The sequence below is a fragment of the Xanthobacter sp. BG11Y11_SDJG genome, from assembly GCF_057364445.1.
Genome location: NZ_JBNFNU010000757.1, coordinates 1 through 954, shown reverse-complemented (window position 1 = coordinate 954; position 954 = coordinate 1). Strand labels below are relative to the sequence as shown.

Genomic DNA, 954 nt, shown 5'->3' with positions numbered 1-954 from the left:
GGCGCTGCGGCGGCCGTAGCCGCGGCCTTGGCGCCGTCCGGCGCCTGCGCCTCGCCCATGGCCTCGTAGAGCCACCGCGCGCCCACCTGCGCCTTCTCCTTGAAATGGACCAGCATCTGCCCGCCACGTCGCACGGCTGCGGCTGGCGGTCGCAGAAACCGCGCGCGTCGGCGATCACCGCCTGCACCAGGCCGAACGCCTCGAACACGCTCACGTCGCGCCCGCTCTCCCCCTTCAGCCCGAGGGGCAGCAGCGCCAGCACGACGGCAAGCAGGAAGCCCATGCGCAACAGGAAGAACATGTCCGCCTCGTCACAGCCCGCGGTCAGTCGCGAGCCTTGAGATCATACCAGAGGGGGGCGGGCGGCGGCGGGGCGCGGCGCCGACTTTTAAAGACATCGTTAACGCTGGAGGCAGGTCGCGCGCCGCCGCCTTAGCATTGCTTAAACGGTGCCGGGCCAAGCTTGCGGACGCGGCGGAGCCCGGCCTGGTGCCGGCCTCGCCGGGGGGCCGATCCGGCTCGGGGCAATTGCGGGACAAGAGGCGCGCCGTGCCGCTTTTCACCTATGACCGTTCGCTCAGGCCCGGTGCGCCCGCAGGTGCGGGGCCCGGCCGCATGGGACGGCTGGCGCGCCTCGGGCGCATCACCGCCACCGTCCTCGGCTTGCTGGCGCTGGTGGCGGCGCGAGCGCGGGCGTCGTGTTCCTGGCCGAGGCGGGAGGGCTCGCCTCCGGCGCCCTCGCCGACGCCTTCTTCCTGTTCGGCGTGGCTCTGGTGTGCGCCGCCCCTCGCCGCGGTGGCGCGGGGTCTTGCGGCCTCCGCCGTCCAGGTTGGCCGGCGCGAGGCCGAGGACGCGCCCTGCTCGTCACCCGTCACACCGCCAGGGCGAGACGCTGGCCGTGGAGCGGCAGGAAGGCCCGTTCCGCAGCGCGTCCGCCGAGCCTGCCGCCGGGCC

General features: G+C 74.2%; 1 pseudogene. It reads right to left on the bottom strand.

Annotated elements, in window-relative coordinates:
• Window positions 1-283: pseudogene (locus AC2W7M_RS26330) on the bottom strand (DUF5330 domain-containing protein); the annotation flags it as partial.
• Between the last annotated feature and the right edge of the window lie 671 nt (window positions 284-954).